Here is a 17,979-nt window from a genome sequence, read left to right as displayed (position 1 = left end):
GCCACGGCTATGGCGGTCCGCCCCTTGATGCGGCCCGGGAACGGTTTTGCGGGCCGGAAGCCCGTGGCTGCGCCCGCCACGGGGTGAGTTCACCCGCCCAACCTCGCCCCGGCGCGCTGGCGTGCTACTAGGGGTGCAGCAGGTGCAGGCGGCCGGGCAGGGCCTCGATGCGCAGTGGGGCGCGCACCTCGCGGGCGGGTGCGCCGTCCACGTCCAACCGGTAGGCGCCCCAGGCGCGTTCGAAGCGAAGTCGGCGGATGAGGCGTCTGCCGAAGGAGTCACCGCGCGCCTCCAGCAGCCCCTCCTCGGCCAGGGTGATGCGCAGGGGCAGGTCGCCGGGTGCGGTGATCTTCTCGTTGCCGAGGATGAGGCGAGCGTTGCCCGGGTGCGGCTGCAGGGAGACCAGGATGGTCTCGCGCACGGCGACGCCGAAGCCGCCGACGGGGAGATGGATGCCGATGACAGGGCTGCGATGGGCTCCGAAGGCGTTCAGCTCGCCGCCCGACCGCCCCTCGGGGCGGTCGATCAGCAGCGGCAGCTGCCACAGGGCCGCGGCCCGCATGGCCTGCTCCGGATGGGGTCCTCCGGCGTGCACCAGTAAATCGACGGCCGGGCGCCGGACGCCGCGGTCTGGGCCGCCACGCTCGCCGGCTTCGGGGATGGGACTCAACTCCGTGCTGCGTATGCCGTGTTCGGCCAGCCGTGTGCGCAGCAGCAGGGCCCGCTCCCGGCCACCGCGGTCCCAGCTTCGCACGATGGCCAAGGTGGGGCGCACGGCGGGGAGGGTGCCGGCGAGGCGTACGGCGGCCGCCAAGAAGCGTTCAGTCTCCGGCCCGTCCGTGGCGGATCCGGTGCCGGGGGGCGAGGTCGAGGACAGCATGCGGACTCCTTGCGCACTCGGGACGGACTGCCGATCAGGCGGCTTCGGGGATGCGGTCCGCAACCGCGCCGGGGGTGTGCGGCCCGCGAGACCTGCGGGGCAGGACAGGAGGCGGCCTCGCGGGCTGCGACCCGACGGCCGCTTCGGAACGACGGCCCTGAGGCCCCGCCTCTGTGGCCCGAGGCGGGACGAACGGTGGCCTTCCGATGTTCATCTCTAACCTAACGTGAGAGTCGCTTGGTGTGAAGCAGACTCCTCGGCGCGGCAGCCCCAGGTAGGCTCTCTACGCTTCCGGTCTTCCTCAGCGCAGGCCGGCGGCCGGGTCGGAGGTGAGCCAGCCGCGGGCGCCCCAGAAGTCGACCGCCCGGCAGATCGTGCTCAGGCACCGCTGCGCGCGGTCGCCGCCGTCACCCCAGTGCCCGAGGCTCCAGCGGGCGAGCCGGTCGGCGGCGCCGTCCTCGTCCAGCACGGTCAGCCGGTTGTGGGAGCCCAGATGGGTGCCCAGCAGCAGCATCGCGGTGGCATCGGCCTGCCCGGAGGACTCGCCCATGAACGCGGCGATGGCCTGCCGGACGGTGGGCGCCATGGACGGCGACGGCGCGGCCTTCGGCCGGGTCTGCCGAGGGCGAGCCGGGCCGAGCGGAGCGGGTGAACTCTTCGCGGGTTCGGCTGAGTTCGCCGCGGCGGCGGGAGCGTGCTTCGGGGGTGGGGCGGGAGCAGGCGCCTCTGCCTGCGGCGCGGCAGCCGCCGCCGAGTTCTGGGCGGCGCCGAGACAGGCGGCGACGTAGTCGCTGGGCACGGGGGTGTTCTGGGAGATGGACTTTTCCAGCGCCTCGGCGTCGCAACGGCGGCACAGCGGGAGCTCGCGCCAGCCGATGATGGACAGCTGGGTGCCGCGCGAGTGCCGGGTCATGGCCTGCGGGCGGTGGACGATGTCCTGGCCGCCGCAGTTCGCGCAGCGCGCGCCGCCGCGCATCCATTGCGCCGTGCAGCTCAGACAGGTGATCCTGATGTCGTCCTTCACCTGTTCGCCACGCAGGTCCTCGGCCTCCCCGCACGACGGACATGCCGCCACACCGGCCATGATCGTCCGCCCTCCTCGCCGCGGAGTATTTGCCCATCGAAGTCTACCGTCACGTGAGAGTATGCACCCCGGTCAGGTTTTCTTCTGACTGAGTACGTGGCGAAGGTGCCGTCGGACGCCGGCAATCGGGTCGACGGTAGCGAGACGCAGGGTGAGGCGGTCGTGCCCGGCAAGCGGTCTGACGTATGCGGGCAGGCCCCGGTGGCGGAAACGCAAGGTGGGAAGAGCGCGATCTCCAGGGACGGGCACCTCCTCCGCCCCGGGAACCCGCAAGGCCACGGAGAGCCGCCAGTCGCCCCACTGCAGCGTTCCGGCGGCGACGGCGCGGGGGAGGTCGACGCGGAGCTCGACTCGGCCGCCGGCGCCGATGGTCAGGGTCTGGAAGGCGTCGAGCTCGATGGTACGGCCCTCGCGGTGGGCCCGTACGACCAGGTCCTCGGCGGTGATGTCCTGGACGCCGATGCGGCCGTCGAGGGTGAGGGTGGCGGGGGCGTTGTCCGCCCAGGTGACGCCGTTCATCGTGCAGTGCGGGCGCACGGAGTGCTTGCGCTGGCCGACGTCGAGGGTGAGGTTGTCGTACGGCTTGGTGAAGTAGGGGGTGATGATCTCGGCCCGTGCTTCCGCGAGCCGCACCAGGTGCGGCCGGGGACGGGAGTCGATGTCCGGGGACCGCCGGTTGCCCAGCCGGGCTTCCTTGACGATGTCCTGGCTGCGCACGCGGAGGAAGACGTCCCACAGTCCGGCGGGCAGGGGGCCGCCGTCGGCTGCGGTGGCGGTGTCGATCCGTGCGGCGAACCCGGCTCGGTCGTAGTCGTACAGGCCTTCCCCTTCCGATGTCGTCAGGTCCGCTGTGTCGGTGGTTGCTGCGGGGAAGGTGTACTCGGTGCGGCTCTCGCGCTCACGCAGGACGACCTCAGTGCCCGTCTCGTGGGTGTCGACGCGATGGATGTAGGCGTGGCCCTGGACTTCGAGCCAGCTGCCGCTCAGCGATAGCGAGTCGAGGTGGTGACGTACGGGCAGTTGCTCGGTGATGTCGTAGCAGTCGTCCGGGGCGCCGACGGTGGGATCCCGGAAGAACGGGTAGGCGCCGAAAGCACGTCCCTTGTCGACGACCACCTTGTCCCGACGGCCGGATCTGTCGAAGTCGATGACCGTGCGCAGTTCGTCCAGCATCCCCCGGTGGGCGAGGTTGAAGCGCAGCCGGGTCATCGCGGGCAGTCGCTCGGTGATCTCGTCGGTGCACCAGGTGTCGAGCAGGCGCCGGACACCAGCGAGGGCGGCCTCGCGTACGTCCGGCTCGTTCTCGCGTACCAGGTGGGTGAGGGCGCCGTTGAGGTCGACCTCCAGGTGGCGGCGGATCAGCAGATCCCGGCGTGGTCCTGCTTCCACTTCCCGTTCCAGCAGCTTGGACATCAGGTGCAGGAAGCGCAGTCTGGGCTGTGTTCCCCGGGTGGTCAGCGTGACGTTGTTGCCGTCCTCGCGTTCGACCCAGTAGTAGCAGTCGTAGTCGGCCACAACGGAGATCGCGGCGGCGTGCAGGTAGGCCATGGCGACGAACGGCTGGTCCTCACCGACCCGCAGATCGGTGCGGAAGCGCAGCCCGAGCCGCTCGATGAGCTCGCGTCTGAAGAGCTTCAGCGGGCTGAGTGTCCAGTAGACGCGTGAACTGAAGACGTCCGTTCTCGGCTGGTTGCGCCGGAACATCGAGCGGGGTGCGCCCCGGCCGCCGACCCCCACCATCTTGCCGAGCACCACGTCGGATCCGTTGGTGTCGGCCATGGCGACCATGCGTTCAAGGGCCTCGGGGCCGAGGTGGTCGTCGGCGTCCAGGAAGAACACATACCGCCCGCGGGCCAGTTCCAGTCCCACATTGCGCGGAGCCGAGGGCCCTCCGGAATTGGCCTGGTGCACGACACGGATGACCTCGGGGAACTCCTGGGCCAGCCGGTCCAGTTCGTCGCCGGTGCCGTCCGTCGAGCCATCGTCCACGGCGATCAGCTCGATGCTGCCGCGGCCGATCGTCTGCTCCACCACCGACATCACGCAGCGCGTCAGATAGGGCATCGCGTTGTACGCGCCGACAACGACCGAAACATCCGGGACGACGTCAACCGGCATATCACTCACAGACTTTGGCCTTCTCGTGAAAGGGCAGGTGCCCGACTGGGGTGCGGCAGGCGTACCGCGCCACCGGCCGCAGGCATTCCTGCGGCCGGAGGGGTGTTCTTCGCCATGTGCGGCATCGCTGCTGGGCGGGCGTCAGCCGGCCACAGCCGCCGTACGGCGGGGAAAGGGGAAATAGGGGGGCTCAGCCCTTGGCCGGCCGCTCCGTCAGGTTTGAGCGGAAGGCCCAGGACAGGTCCGGCTCAGTCACCGGACGTAGGTGACTGCGCACCGGTGGGGTGCACAACAGGGTGACGGCAACGGCGGTGATGAGAGAGAGAAGGACCTTCCCGGCCGGGTCGTTCAGCCAGGTGTGGGTGTCGAGGACACCCGCGTACTCCGCTCCCTTGGTCAGGAAGCCGTGGAGCAGGTAGCCGCAGATCGTGCCGGCGCCGAGCACCGTGAACCATGTGCGCCGACGCGGTACCCAGGAGAGGAAGGCGGCCGTCAGCAGCACGGAACAGCCGAAGAGCGCGAACGTCATGACGACGCCGGTCCACCAGGGTTCCCCGATCTCCTGGGCGCTGGAGCGTCGGAAGAACCACTCGGTCCGCAGGCGGGTCGACGCCCAGTAGGCGAAGGTGAGCGCGCCGACGAAGAGAGGTATGGCCAGCAGCCGGATCTCACGGCGTCGCAGGAGCTGGAAGTGTTCGGCCTTCAGGCACAGACCGAGCACGAAGAACGGAAGGAACTGCAGAACCCGCTGGAGGTTGAGGTCGTCGCCGAAGCCAGGGGTGACGGAGGCGAGCACCGCGACCATCAGCGCGACCGCCAAGGGGTGCCGCAGTTGCTGCCACAGCGGTGTGGTGAGCCGCCAGATGAACAGGGCGGCGAGGAACCAGGTGAGCAGCCACGGATCGAGCAGGCTGATGGGATGGTCGGGCGCGTCGTCGGCGTACCGCTTGAACATGGAGTAGGCGGTCTCGAAGACGACGTACGGAACGGCGATGCCACCGACCAGGCGCCTGATCTGATGAGGCCGGGCGGTGAAGCTCCGCGACAGGTAACCGGAGATGATGATGAACGCCGGCATGTGGAACGTGTAGACGAGGACGTACAGCGCCTTGGTGGCGCGGCTGGTCTCCACGAGCTCCCAGGCATGCGCTACGGCCACCAGGACGATCAGCAGGTACTTCGCGTTGTCGAAGAACGCGTCACGCGTACCGCCGTGAGATGACGGGCCGCTGTCTTGCGTTGCCGCCTCCAGAGCTGGGGAACGGACTTGTGTGACGGCATTCGGTATGTCGTTCGACAAGACGCTACCCTCTCGTTACAGAAGAGATTCCCGAGAGCGCTCAGGCGCCGAACCGACGACACAAGTCACCGGCCGCGGCGCGGAGCGACAGCCTCAGGCACCGGCGACACTCACCCCATCCGCACGCAACGGCCGTGAGGGCGATCATCTGCCACTCACTCTAGCAGCCTATTTACCTGGTCTTTGCCGAACCATGGCGATTGCTTTACATGTCACCGGCTCGCCCAGCAGCTCTTCGAGCCGAAGGTCCAGAAGTGCTGATCAACCGATCGATGGCCGACAGGATCAGATATGCACTCTCACCTAGGGTGAGATATTAGCCTGCTCCCTGTCGGCTGCCGTCCTACTCGTGGGCGGCGATGAGGTGGTCCAGTCGGGCGGTGGGGAACTCCCGCTCGAAGGAGCCCGCCTGCCAGCCGTCGGGGAACAGGGCGAGCTGCGCCTTGTCGCGGATGCGGGTGAGGGCCTCACCCTGGACGATCCGGGAGCGGTTGAGGGCTTCCGCGCCGGCCGTGTCGGTGGCGCGGGCCAGGCGGAAGGGCAGCGTCTCCAGCTTCACGGGGGAGGAGAACTCCCCGGCCATGCGGGCGCTGACGACGTCGAACTGCATCGGGCCGACCGCGGCCAGTACCGGCGCCTGGTCCCCGCGCAGGTCGGAGACCAGGACCTGGACGACACCCTCCTCGTCCAACTGGGCGATGCCGCGCCGGAACTGTTTGGACCGGCCGAGGTCGACCGGGCGGGCCACGGCGAAATGCTCGGGCGCGAAGGTGGGCATCGGCGGGAACACCGTCGACTGGCCGGCGTAGAGGGTGTCGCCGACGCGCAGGGCGGTGGCGTTGACCAAGCCGACCACATCGCCGGGATAGGCGATGTCGACCATGGAACGGTCCTGGCCGAAGACGCTGTGCGCGTACTTGGTGGCGAACGGCTTGCCGGATGCGGCGCGGGTGACGGTCATGCCGCGCTCGAAGATCCCTGAGCACACGCGCATGAAGGCGATCCGGTCCCGGTGGGCGGGGTCCATGTTGGCCTGCACTTTGAACACCAGCCCCGAGAAGGGGGCGTCCACCGGGCGTACGCCTCCGCCTTCCACTTCGCGCGGGCCGGGTGGAGGGGCCAGGTCGACGATCGCGTCCAGCAGCAGCCGCACTCCTATGTTGGAGATCGCCGCACCGAAGAAGACCGGCGTGGTCCGGCCCGCCAGGAACGCCTCCTGGTCGTGTACGGCACCGTCGACCTGGAGGAGATCAAGCTCCTCGACCGCCTTTCCCCAGTCCGCGCCGTCCTCCAGAGCAGCCCGATCAGCCGAGACGGGTTCCTCGATGGCTTCGCGGGCACCGCCGGGGGTGCGGGCGTAGCGCAGCATCTGTCCCGGCCTCCGTACGTCGATCAGTCCCCGCAGGTATCCGGCGTCGCCGACCGGCCAGGCGACGGGGGTGGGCTTGAGGCGGAACTCGCGCTCGATCTCGTCCAGCAGCTCCAGCGCCTCACGGCCGGGCCGGTCCCACTTGTTGACGAACGTGATGACCGGGATACCGCGGTGCCGGCAAACGTCGAAGAGCTTGCGGGTCTGCTCCTCCAGGCCCTTGGCGGCGTCGATGAGCATCACCGCGCAGTCCACCGCGGCCAGCACGCGGTAGGTGTCCTCGGAGAAGTCGGCGTGGCCGGGGGTGTCCAGCAGGTTCAGCACGCATCCCCGGTGGGCGAACTGCAGTACCGCGGAGGTGACGGAGATGCCGCGGGTCTTTTCCATCTCCATCCAGTCCGAGGCCACTCCGCGCCGCCCGGTTTTGCCGTGCACCGCGCCCGCCTCGGTGATGGCGTGTGCGTGCAGGGCGAGGGCCTCGGTCAGGGTGGACTTGCCCGCGTCGGGGTGGCTGATTACGGCGAACGTGCGTCGGCGGGCCGCCTCGGAGGCAGCCCATTCACTGGTGGAGCTCATCGCACCGCCTCCGTGTCCGCCTCGGACGTGGCGTCCACGAGCCGGGCCAGGTGGCCATGCAGGGAGCGGGCGAAGTCTTCCGCATGGCCCAGCTGCCGCCGCAGGTCCTCGCACCGCGCGTCGGCCTTCACCCAGTACGTACGCAACCGTTCCACCAGTTCCTCGTGTACTTGCTCGTGGTCCTCCGGCAACGGTCGGCCGTCGTCGGGGAGTTGTTCCAGTACGTCCAGCAGGGCGCGGATGTCGTCGAGGCAGAAGCCCAGCGGCCGCATTCGCCGCAATAGCGCCAGTCGGCGCACCTCGGCCTCGGTGTAGAGGCGGAAGCCACCCATGCTGCGCTCGCTGGGGGCGACCACTCCGATGTCCTCGTAATGGCGGATCGTTCGTAGCGACAGTCCTGTGCGTTCGGACACCTCGCCGATCTGCATCAGCTTCTCGCCCACGGCTTCACCGCCTCACGTCGCGTGCCGGCGCCCTTGCCGGACTTCAAACCTACCCTCTCGTTAGGGTAGGTTTGCAAGCGAGTGGAACCGAGGGCAACCGCGGACAGGCTGCCGTCGTCGTCTCGGCAGCGTCGCCTCACTCCCCCTCGGGGTGGCGCTGCCGTCTGCCCACCCACCGAGAGTTCCCTCCGGCGCACCCGACGCCCTGCCTTGCGGCTCGGTAAAGCAGTTGCCCGCGCAGGCCCCCGCCCCCCGCATCATCGTCGGGACCGACCACCCCTCACCTTTCAGGGAGACCGCGTTGACCACCGACCGCTTCCCGGCCATAGCCCGCACCGGTACCGCCGTGATCGGCGCACGGTACGTCGGAGGACCCGACCGGCAGCGGCTGGTCATGGACGACGAGTTGCATGCGCTGGAGAGTGGTTCCCCGCCCTGCGGCCTGTCTGAGGTGAGCTGGTTCGCGAGCACGGACGGTGAGACGGTGCTGTCGCTCGCGCAATGGGAGAGCGTCGGGGCGTACGACGCGTACCTGCGTGACGGTGGCTACGCCGCGCCCTTGGCCGGTCCGCCGCGCTACCGGCTGTACCGCAGCCTGGTCGAGGAGAACGAGACCCGCGTCCCGGGCTGCCTGATCACGGCCGCTTTCGACGTGGACGGGCCCGAGCGTCAGCGCTACTTCACCGACGCCGTGATTGCCGCCCAGCCGAAGGACGGCGGGCACCGCGGCGCGATCTCGGCCCACTTCCTGCACAGCGCCGACGGCAGCCGCGTCCTGCTGTACACGGAGTGGATCAGCGTCGAGGCGCACGAGGAGGCCGCCGAGGCCGGTGACCACGACCAGGGGCACGAGATCTTCTCCAGTACGCCCGGGGTGCGCCTCACCCACGGCGGGCGCTACCGCCTCCACCGCTCCCTGCCCCTGCCGTGACCGAGCCCGGCGCCGCGCCTCTCCTCGCGTGCAGCGGCGGGCAGTGGGTAGTCCCGGCAGACCCTTCGGTAGCGTGAGGGTATGAGCCATCCGCACCCAGAACTCAAAGCCGCCCCGCCACTGCCCGAGGGAGGGCTGAGGGTCACCGCCTTGGGCGGCCTGGGCGAGATCGGCCGGAACATGACCGTGTTCGAGCATTCCGGCAAGCTGCTCGTAGTCGACTGCGGCGTGCTGTTCCCCGAGGAGACCCAGCCCGGCGTGGACGTGATCCTGCCGGACTTCACTTCGATCCGGGACCGGCTGGACGACATCGTGGCCGTGGTGCTCACCCACGGCCACGAGGACCACATCGGCGGCGTGCCCTATCTGCTGCGGGAGCGGAGGGACATCCCCCTCGTCGGCTCCAAGCTCACCCTCGCCTTCATCGAGGCCAAGCTCAAGGAACACGGCATCCGGCCGCGCACGGTGCGCGTGCGCGAGGGCGACCGGCGCGGCTTCGGGCCCTTCGACTGCGAGTTCGTGGCGGTCAACCACTCCATCCCGGACAGCCTCGCGGTCGCGATCCGCACCGGAGCCGGGACGGTGCTGCACACCGGCGACTTCAAGATGGACCAGTTCCCCCTGGACGACCGCATCACCGATCTGCGCGCCTTCGCCCGCCTCGGCGAGGAGGGTGTGGACCTGTTCCTCACCGACTCCACCAACGCCGAGGTCCCCGGCTTCACCACCTCCGAACGTGAGCTGAACCCGGCGATCGAGCAGGTGATGCGCACCGCGCCGCGCCGGGTCATCGTCTCCAGCTTCGCCAGCCATGTGCACCGCATCCAGCAGGTCCTGGACGCCGCCCACCAGCACGGCCGCAAGGTCGCCTTCGTCGGCCGCTCCATGGTCCGCAACATGGGCATCGCCCGTGACCTGGGCTACCTGAAGGTCCCCTCCGGTCTGGTCGTGAGCACGAAGGAGCTGGAGAAGCTCCCCGACCACAAGATCACTCTGGTGTGCACCGGATCGCAGGGCGAACCGATGGCCGCGCTGTCACGCATGGCCAACCGCGACCACCAGATCCGCATCGGCAAGGGCGACACCGTCCTGCTCGCCAGTTCCCTCATCCCCGGCAACGAGAACGCCATCTACCGTGTGATCAACGGCCTGACCCGGTGGGGCGCCCACGTGGTCCACAAGGGCAACGCGAAGGTGCACGTCTCCGGGCACGCCAGCGCCGGTGAACTCGTCTACTGCTACAACATCGTCCGGCCCCGCAACGTCATGCCCGTGCACGGCGAATGGCGTCACCTGCGGGCCAACGGCGACCTCGCCATCCGCACCGGCGTCGACCCCGACCGGGTCGTCATCGCCGAGGACGGCGTCGTCGTCGACCTCGTCGACGGCCGCGCGTCCATCACCGGCAAGGTGCCCGCCGGCAACGTCTACGTGGACGGCATGGAAGTCGGCGGCGCCACCGAGGCGTCTCTCAAGGACCGTGTCACCCTTGCCCAGGAGGGCGTCATCACGGTCGTGGCCATCGTCGACGCCGATACAGGCGCCCTGGCGGAGGCTCCCGACTTCCTGGCCCGCGGCTTCGTCCACGACGACGCCACTTTCGAGCCGGTCATCCCCGTCATCGAGAAGACCCTGGCCACCGCGGCCGAGGAAGGCGTCGGCGACGCCCACCAACTCGAACAGCTCATCGCCCGCGCCGTGGCCAACTGGGCCTTCCGCACCCACCGCCGCAGGCCACTGATCATCCCCGTCATCATCGACGCCTGACCGGGGGCCGCGCTCCGGGCCCCTGCCTCATTCAGGACGGACAGACACCACCTCACCCACTACGGCACGCACAGGCGAGCGGGCTGCGCTTGATCACCCGCCGTCACTCGTCACTTCGACAGGCGACCGGGGCGCCGACCATACGAGACGGTCGTCGAAGAGCTGGTCGAGGTGGGCGCGCAGGATGGCCATGGCTGCTTCGGCGGACCGTTGGCAGACCAGGACGCCGGTGCCCAACCCGTGGCTGAGGGCCAGGAGTCGGGCCGCCTCCGCCGCCGGATCCCGCCCGCCGGCCAGCGCGCCGTCGCGCTGAGCTCGGCTGAGCACGTCGGTCAGCTGCCGCTCCAGGCGATCGGGCCCGGCGACGAACGGCTCGGCGGCCAGCTCCCGGTCGGTCATCGCCAGCACCGCGTAGGAGGTCCACACCAGGTGGAAGGCGCGACTGGCCTCGTCGGTCGGCAGCGCCTCGGCCAGGAACGCCTCGATGAAAGCGTGCGCCGTATGCGGCTGCGGCAGATCGGCCAGCCGCTTCGACCACCGCTGGTGGCTCTGCTGCTCCAGCCGCTCCAGGGCGGCGTGCATCAGCTTGGCCTTGGAGTCGAAGTAGTACTGCACCAGGTTCAGTGACATGCCCGCCTCGGCGGCGACCGCCCGCATCGTTACCGAGTGCAGGCCCTCGGCCGCAGCCACGCGGACCAGCGCGTCGATGATGTGCGCTCTCCGCTCGGCGTGATCCACCCGTTTCGGCACCCTGTGTCCCTTCCTGCCCGCCCGTTCGTTTTCATAGTACCGCTGTACGATAAAAATTCGCGGTCACGAGTGGAGGGGTGATGGTGGAGCGCGGAGCATGCGGGAACGGCGCACCAGACACCGCAGCCCAGCGGGTTCGGGCGAGTCCTCCGGCGGCGGTGCTGTGGCTGGCATGCGCGGCACAGTTCATGGTCGTGCTCGACGTGTCGGTGGTGAACGTAGCCCTGCCTTCCGTTCAGTCCGCGCTCGGTTTCACCGCCGCGGGTCTGCAGTGGGTCGTCGGCGGCTACGCCTTGGTCTTCGCCGGATTCCTGTTGCTGGGGGGCCGCCTTGCGGATCTGTACGGCCGGCGACGGGTGTTCGTGTGGGGAGTGGTGCTGTTCGCCGCCTCCAGTCTGGTGGGCGGGCTCGCCACCAGCCCGGCCGTGTTGATCGCGATGCGTGCGGTGCAGGGCCTGGGTGCTGCGGTTCTGGCCCCGGCCACGCTGACCATCCTCACCACCACCTTTACCGAAGGGCCGGGGCGCATAAGGGCGTTGGCGATCTGGACCGCGGTCAGCTCCGCCGGCGGCGCCGCTGGGAACCTCATCGGCGGCGTACTGACGGACGCTCTGTCGTGGCGCTGGATCCTGCTGATCAACGTACCCATCGGTGCTGCCGCTCTGCTGGCGGCCGTCCGGTTGCTGCCGGACGACCGCCCGGGCACGATGCCCGCCAGACTTGATGTACTGGGCGCGACGCTGGCCACGTTGGGAGTCACCGCGCTCGTCTACGGCGTCAACCAGACCGGCGTACACGGCTGGAGCGGGCCCGCCGCCCTCGTCGGACTGGCCGTCGGCGCGCTGGCGCTGACCGCGTTCGCAGTCGTCGAGGCCCGATGGGCGGCGGCCCCGCTGCTGCCGCCGCACCTGGTCCGGATGCGCCCGGTCTGGGCGGGCAACGCGGTGATGCTGCTGGCCGGCGCTTGCTTCATCCCCATGTGGTACTTCCTGTCGCTGTACATGCAAGACGTCTTCGGCTACGGGGCGCTGGCATGCGGTGTGGGGTTTCTGCCGCACACATTGGCCGGGATCGCGGCCGCCCGCCTCGCTCCCATGGTCATGCGGCACACCGGTGCCCGGGCGCTGATCGTCGGCAGCGCGCTGCTGTCCGCTGCGGGATTCGTCTGGCAGAGCCGGATCGGGGCGGACAGCGGCTACCTGGACGGACTGCTCGGGCCGGCACTGGCCATGTCCGCCGGGATGGGCCTGCTCATCACCCCGATCACCACCACCGTCACCTCCGGTGTCTCCTCCACGGACGCCGGCGCGGCCTCCGGGCTGATGAACGCAGCCCGACAGATCGGCGGCGCGATCGGCCTGGCCGTCCTGGTCACCCTTGCCACAGCCACCACTGATTCGGCCATGTCCTACCGCACGGTGTTCCTGGCCATCGCAGCCATGTTGGTAGGCGTTGCCGCCCTGGCAGTGGCGCTGCCGACCCCGCGCCGCAATGAAGCGGCGGCCTTGCCGGGACGTTGAGCCCCGACCCGGCCACCGTGCACGAGGAAGGACTGGGAGCGCCACTGTCAGCTGCCGCGCTGTGGCCGTTCGCCGGCCGGCGCTTCGGGCCGATCGCCCTCGTCCGTGTCTGTGAGCCCGGTCGTCTGGTCCGGTTCCTTCAGCCGGAACAACGCGGCGAGAATCCCTGCGGTGCCTGCCGCGGCGACTAGGGCTCCGGTGGCGATCGAGGTGGCGTCGATCAGCGGCCCGAAGACCAAGGGCGAGGCGAACTGACCGCCGAAGAGTGCCGTGGCCTGCAAAGAGGTGGCCGTCCCGCGCTGTTCGGCGGGTGCGGCGTGGTCGACCAGGACGGTCAGGGTGGGCATCGTGATGCCGCTGCCGATGCCGGTCAGTACTGGCACGAGCATCAGTACCGCCCAGTGCTCGGCGACGGCGAACACCAGCAGCGCCGCCGTCCATGCTCCGGCCGCGGTCCGCATCAGCGCCGCATAGCCCAGGCGGGCGGTGAGCTTGGCGTAGGTGAGTCCGACCAGGCTGGCGGCGCCGGACGCGAGCACAGTGCCGTACAAGGCGACCACCAGGGTGTCGTGGATTCCTAGTTGGTCCAGGCGGCGGGGTAAGGAGACAGCCAGGACCATCATCAGCCCGGTGGTCGCCACCCACAGCCCGCACAGGGCCAAGACCAGCGGGTGCTCACGCAGCAACCGCACCGCGCCACGACGCGAGCCCTTCGCAGACGGGTCGCTCGGACTCGCATGGCTGGTCTTGGGCAGGGCAAGCAGAGTGGCTGCGCCGAGCGGCAGGCCGATGAGGTAAATGGCGAACGGCGCGTGCCAGGAGGCGTTGCCCAGGGCACCGGCCGCGAGCGGGTAAGCGAAGCCACCCGCGGTGGTGGCGGTCGTCCGCCAGCCCATCACCTTGTCCCGCATCTCGCCCCGGTACAGGCCCAGCAGCGCAGCGGTGGAGCAGGTGAAGACCGCCGCCGCCCCCACACCAAGAATCAAGCGGGAGGCGAACAGCACCGGATAGGAGTCGATGACCAGGCCGGCCCCTCCGCCCAGCCCGTACACCACCAGTCCCGCAGCGAGCGGCAGCCGGGGGCCGAACCGGTCGGTGGTCCGGCCCACGAGCGGGCTGACGAGGGCGATGGCCAGACTGTGGGAGGTCAGCACCAGTCCGGCGGCTGTGCCGCCTACATCGAGGGCTTGGCGGATCACCTCGATCACCGGAGCGATGGTGGCGCCACCCATGACCCCCAGCGTGGAGGCCAGCAACAGCACCGTGAGTGAGCCCCTGTCCGCCGCCGACTCCGGTGAACTTCCGGGCACGGTAGCGTCAGCGGGCATCGCCGGGCCCGGTGCCGAGCAGGGTGGCGTGCGGATGCCAGCGGCGGTATCCACACGGTCGCACCCCTGCGATCTCGCCGGTGAGCCGACGCCGTAAGCCTCGTGGGTCGTCGGCGGTGACCGCGTCGAGGTGGGCCTGCTCGTCGCTCCACTCGGCGTAGTTGAACACCCGGGTGCCGTCCAGGCTGGTGTGGAAGTGCGCGGCGACGGAGCCGGGCATCGGCGCCATGTCCTTCGTCATCGCGAAGACCTCGTCGACGAAGTGCCGTTGGCGCTCCGGCCCGTCCACGTCGAACACGGGCGTCACGACGCACCCCACCGCGGCCTCACCGTGGCTGATGTGGGAGCGGTGCAGGCGGTAGCGGACCGGAGCGGACGGTTCGGTGCCAGGAATACCCGGCGTATACGGCATCGGTGCCGCCAGAGCAGTATCCAAGGCGTCGTCGTCCGCCCACTGCTCGTACGCCATCAGCGCCTGCACGTCGGTGCTGGTGAACACGGACCAGCTCAACAGCCCTGCAGGCCAGGGACTTTCACGACGGGTATTGACCGCCGCGTCGGCGATGGCCGACTGCTTCGCGGCGTCACCTAAATGCCGGACGGTGATCACCGCAAGGCCGGCATCGGCGCGGGTGATCTCGGGCGGGGTTTTGCTATGGCGGATCACGACAGTCTCCCCACAGGTCGCTCCAGTGGGCAGGGCGCTGCCCACCTAGAGGAAATGGAACTGAGTCCAAGACTGTCATGAGTTCCGAAATGGCTCCAGTGTCATTTAAGCCCTGGTCCCGCCTCGGTACCCTGGATCGATGACCACCGACCTCCCTGCTCCCGTCGGCGACGGGCACCTGTCGCTGCGCGAGCGCAAGAAGCGGCGCACCCGCCGTGCGCTCGCCGACGCCGCGCTGGAGCTGTTCAGTGAACGCGGGTTCGACCGCGTCACCCTCGAAGAGCTCACCGCTCACGCGGAGATCGGCCGCAGCACCTTCTTCCGCTACTACGGCACGAAGGAAGACGTCGCCATGGCGGCCGAAGGCGAGCTGTGGGACGCCTACATCGCCCACTTCGCCCAGCACGCCGGCCCCGGTCCGGCGCTCGACGCCCTGCGTACCTCGCTGAGCGCGGCGATCCTGTCCATGCCCGACGGCTGGGACCACCGCTTCCTGCGCACCCGCCGTCTCGCTGCCGGCACCCCCGTCCTCCGCGACCACAGCATCCTGTCCTCCATGAAGACCCAGCAGCGTCTGGTGGAGACCCTCGAAGAACGCCTCGGTATCGATGGCCGGGACGATGTACGCCTGCGCCTGCTCGGTGAATTCGCCCTCAGCGCCTGGCGCTGCGGCGCCCGCAACTGGGTCGCCGGCCGTACCCCCGAGGGACCCGATCGACGCCGCGGACACGGCGGCACCAAATCGCTGGCTCGCCGCGTCGAAGAAGCCTTCGACTCCATCCCCGCAAGCCTCGCCCTCGACCTGCCCTGAGCGGGGCACGGCACTGCGCCATGCCCCGCTTCGGCTGCGGCACTAGGGCCGGGCTAGCTGGCATGCGAGCTGATACGCCAACAAGAGCCAAGCGTTACGGGTCAGTTGGGTTTGGGTGACAAAGTCGAACTGATGTGCGATGATGCGTCTGGTTTCAGAAACGCCACCTCGACTGAGGTACCATTTCTGAAACCAACTAAGCCTGGAGGACCTGACCTTGGCCGAGCTCGACCCCCAGCAGCACGCTCAGCAACTCGCCGAACTAGATGTGTCCTCAGATCTGTTCACCCTGGTGCTGAGTATGGCGCTGGAGGACGTGCGAGGGTGTACCGACTTCGATGCCCCGGCGGCACGCGGGTTCCTGTTCTGGAGCCGGGCCAACCGCTACCTGGCGGAGGTGCTGGTGCCCGACGGGTGGGGACGCACCTCGCGGGACAGCATCCTGCGGGTGATTCACCCCGACCGGACGCACGCCATCACGGCCATCAGCGCGGAGGGCGGCGTGGCCGACCTGAGCCGCCGCGTTCGGTCGAAGAACCCCAAGGGTCCCGCAATGGCGCGGATGGTGGAGAAGAACGGCCAGCTGGCCTTCCTTTCTCGTGACGAGGTGGAGTACGGGGTGGAGCTGGATCAGCTCCCTACCTGGTGTCTGCTGTACAAGCGGGAAGAGGGCATCATGCAGGCGGAGCTCTCGCTGCCGGTGAAGATGAACGGCAAGTTCGTCGACGAGTGGCTGACGCGCATACCCATCAGCCTCCCGCCGATGGACGACCCCGGCTTCGACATCTCGCTCGACGAGCCCGGGGACGACCAGGGCCCGGAGGTCGTCGTGGAGCTTCTGGGGGAGAATTAGCTGGTCAGAGCAAGACATGGGAGTTGAGGCAAGGTGTTCACGCCAGAGCGGCTGGTTCTCGCGCGCAAGCGTCGTCGTATGACCCAGGCCGCTTTGGCGGCCGCCTCCGGCCTGTCCGCGCAGAGCATCAACGCCTTCGAGAAGCACCGCAAAGCCCCGTCTGCGGACACGCTGGCCACGCTCGCCGAGATCCTTCGCTTCCCCGTGGCGTTCTTCCAGGCCCCGCCCGCGCCGGAGATGCAACTGGACGCGGTCAGCTTCCGGGCGCCGACCAAGATGAGCGCCCTGGAGCGCGACGCCACGCTCAGTTCCGGTGCCGTGGCGTCCACCCTCAACGCCTGGATGGAGGAGCGCTTCCGCCTGCCGGCCCCCAACGTGCCCACCTATCCACATCTCACCCCTGAACAGGCCGCTGAGCAGGTACGAGCTGCTTGGGGCCTGGGCGAGGCCCCAGTCCCCAACCTGGTCCATCTGCTAGAGGCCAACGGCGTACGCGTGTTCTCGTTGGCGCCGGATTGCCTGGACGCGGACGCCTTCTCCACCGTCCAGTCCGGTACGCCGTACATCTTCCTCAATACACGCAAGACCGGCGAGCGTGGCAGGTTCGACGCCGCCCACGAACTCGGTCACCTGGTCCTGCACTCAGAGCACCGCATTCCCGGCGGCCGGGAGGGTGAGCCGGAGGCCAACTCCTTCGCCTCTGCTTTCCTCATGCCCCGGGCCGGCATCATCGCTCAACGCCTCAATGACGCGTCCGTCGAGCGAATCCTCAGCGCCAAGCGCCGCTGGGGTGTTTCCGCCATGGCCCTTGCCTACCGCCTCCGCGACCTCGGCCTCCTCTCCGAGTGGCGCCATACCCAGACAGTGAAGAAACTCGCCCAGATGGGCTACCGCAACGGTGAGCCCGGGTCCCTGCTGGCCAGGGAGAGCAGCCAACTGTTGGCCAAGGTCTTCGACGCCCTGCGCACCAAGAGCATGGCCCCCGCTGATATCGCGGCCCACATGGGCATTCACCTCGACGATCTCAACGACTACGTCTTCGGGCTTGTGCCGGTGAGCGTTCCGGGGGGCGGCAGGAAATCGCCGGCGCCACGCCCCGAGCTGCGCTTGGTCCACACCCCGGCCAGTCCATCACGGCCTGGTGTCGTACCCATGGCACCCTCAGCCTCCACGGCTGTCACCGGGCCAGCGAGGCCTCCCCTCGACGAGTCGATCGATGAGGGCGCGGGGCGCCCTATACCACTGCGGCACCCTGGTCGATCGAGGATGTCCGGTCCACAGAGCCCCCGGCGGACGTGACCTACCCGGCGGTGGGCTTGCGGGGCGCCTAGCTGTGCTGTCCGGACGGCTTGGCGACGCAGCTGGGGCTAGCTGTGCTGTTCGGAGAGGTTGGTGACGCGGCTGGCTGGGGTGTGGCCGCTGATTCCGGCGTGGGGGACGGTGGTAGTTGTACCAGTCCGGCCAGTCGGGAAACGCGGCCTGTCGTCTAAGACGTCGTCTCATTTGGTGAGTCTGCGGTAGCAGATGAGGCTGCAGGCGATGGCCGTGAAGGCCAGGAAGTGCTCGGCCTTGCGTTCGTAGC

The 17,979-nt window shown here is 69.1% G+C and carries 15 protein-coding genes and 1 pseudogene; 6 read left to right on the top strand and 10 right to left on the bottom strand.

Annotated elements, in window-relative coordinates; all coding sequences use genetic code 11:
* Nucleotides 1-127: 127 nt before the first annotated feature.
* The 6 genes from AC07DA_RS12800 to AC07DA_RS12775 form a co-directional block, all read right to left on the bottom strand.
* Nucleotides 128-880 (bottom strand): hypothetical protein, encoded by a 753-nt coding sequence (locus tag AC07DA_RS12800; RefSeq protein WP_479127364.1) that lies wholly within the window; start codon nt 878-880, stop codon nt 128-130.
* 301 nt (nt 881-1,181) lie between these two features.
* Entirely contained in the window at nt 1,182-1,964 is a 783-nt protein-coding gene (locus tag AC07DA_RS12795) for a hypothetical protein (protein ID WP_479127362.1), read from the bottom strand.
* Nucleotides 1,965-2,036: 72 nt separating this feature from the next.
* A complete protein-coding gene (locus AC07DA_RS12790; protein ID WP_479127823.1) occupies nt 2,037-4,082 on the bottom strand; it encodes a glycosyltransferase in 2,046 nt (681 codons plus the stop codon).
* Between the two features lie 190 nt (nt 4,083-4,272).
* Nucleotides 4,273-5,334, bottom strand: coding sequence for an acyltransferase family protein (locus AC07DA_RS12785; RefSeq protein ID WP_479127822.1), 1,062 nt, complete (start codon nt 5,332-5,334; stop codon nt 4,273-4,275).
* A gap of 391 nt (nt 5,335-5,725) precedes the next feature.
* On the bottom strand, nt 5,726-7,327 hold the full coding sequence (locus tag AC07DA_RS12780; RefSeq protein ID WP_479127360.1) for a peptide chain release factor 3: 1,602 nt from the start codon (nt 7,325-7,327) through the stop codon (nt 5,726-5,728).
* Nucleotides 7,324-7,770 (bottom strand): MerR family transcriptional regulator, encoded by a 447-nt coding sequence (locus AC07DA_RS12775; RefSeq protein WP_479127358.1) that lies wholly within the window; start codon nt 7,768-7,770, stop codon nt 7,324-7,326. The genes AC07DA_RS12780 and AC07DA_RS12775 overlap by 4 nt, the downstream gene beginning before the upstream one ends.
* A 301-nt stretch (nt 7,771-8,071) precedes the next feature.
* On the opposite strand from AC07DA_RS12775, the gene AC07DA_RS12770 reads away from it, so the two are divergent.
* A complete protein-coding gene (locus AC07DA_RS12770; protein ID WP_451524630.1) occupies nt 8,072-8,701 on the top strand; it encodes an antibiotic biosynthesis monooxygenase in 630 nt (209 codons plus the stop codon).
* An 81-nt stretch (nt 8,702-8,782) separates the two neighbouring features.
* A complete protein-coding gene (locus tag AC07DA_RS12765) occupies nt 8,783-10,468 on the top strand; it encodes a ribonuclease J (protein WP_479127355.1) in 1,686 nt (561 codons plus the stop codon).
* A 93-nt stretch (nt 10,469-10,561) separates the two neighbouring features.
* On the opposite strand, the gene AC07DA_RS12760 is transcribed toward AC07DA_RS12765, so the two are convergent.
* Nucleotides 10,562-11,206: a TetR/AcrR family transcriptional regulator gene (locus AC07DA_RS12760; RefSeq protein ID WP_479127353.1), complete on the bottom strand. Its 645-nt coding sequence runs from the start codon at nt 11,204-11,206 to the stop codon at nt 10,562-10,564.
* Nucleotides 11,207-11,298: 92 nt separating this feature from the next.
* Here AC07DA_RS12760 and AC07DA_RS12755 point away from each other — a divergent pair, with 92 nt between their 5' ends.
* On the top strand, nt 11,299-12,738 hold the full coding sequence (locus tag AC07DA_RS12755; RefSeq protein WP_479127351.1) for an MFS transporter: 1,440 nt from the start codon (nt 11,299-11,301) through the stop codon (nt 12,736-12,738).
* 47 nt (nt 12,739-12,785) lie between these two features.
* On the opposite strand, the gene AC07DA_RS12750 is transcribed toward AC07DA_RS12755, so the two are convergent.
* Together AC07DA_RS12750 and AC07DA_RS12745 are read right to left on the bottom strand one after the other, a co-directional pair.
* Nucleotides 12,786-14,000: an MFS transporter gene (locus tag AC07DA_RS12750; protein ID WP_479127349.1), complete on the bottom strand. Its 1,215-nt coding sequence runs from the start codon at nt 13,998-14,000 to the stop codon at nt 12,786-12,788.
* Between the two features lie 55 nt (nt 14,001-14,055).
* Nucleotides 14,056-14,733: an antibiotic biosynthesis monooxygenase gene (locus AC07DA_RS12745; RefSeq protein ID WP_479127347.1), complete on the bottom strand. Its 678-nt coding sequence runs from the start codon at nt 14,731-14,733 to the stop codon at nt 14,056-14,058.
* 139 nt (nt 14,734-14,872) lie between these two features.
* On the opposite strand from AC07DA_RS12745, the gene AC07DA_RS12740 reads away from it, so the two are divergent.
* The 3 genes from AC07DA_RS12740 to AC07DA_RS12730 all read left to right on the top strand — a co-directional run bounded on the left by AC07DA_RS12740 (nt 14,873) and on the right by AC07DA_RS12730 (nt 17,696).
* Nucleotides 14,873-15,544, top strand: a complete 672-nt coding sequence (locus tag AC07DA_RS12740) for a TetR/AcrR family transcriptional regulator (protein ID WP_479127345.1) — start codon at nt 14,873-14,875, stop codon at nt 15,542-15,544.
* Nucleotides 15,545-15,761: 217 nt separating this feature from the next.
* Nucleotides 15,762-16,397: a hypothetical protein gene (locus AC07DA_RS12735; RefSeq protein ID WP_479127343.1), complete on the top strand. Its 636-nt coding sequence runs from the start codon at nt 15,762-15,764 to the stop codon at nt 16,395-16,397.
* 33 nt (nt 16,398-16,430) lie between these two features.
* Nucleotides 16,431-17,696 carry an ImmA/IrrE family metallo-endopeptidase gene (locus tag AC07DA_RS12730; RefSeq protein WP_479127341.1) on the top strand — a complete coding sequence of 422 codons (1,266 nt, stop codon included), beginning with the start codon at nt 16,431-16,433 and terminating at the stop codon, nt 17,694-17,696.
* A gap of 68 nt (nt 17,697-17,764) precedes the next feature.
* Here AC07DA_RS12730 and AC07DA_RS12725 read toward each other — a convergent pair.
* A pseudogene (locus AC07DA_RS12725) lies at nt 17,765-17,882 on the bottom strand (IS481 family transposase); the annotation flags it as partial.
* Nucleotides 17,883-17,979 lie beyond the last annotated feature (97 nt).

Source organism: Streptomyces sp. NPDC044921 (genome assembly GCF_056432865.1).
This window is presented reverse-complemented; position numbering and strand designations above follow the sequence as displayed.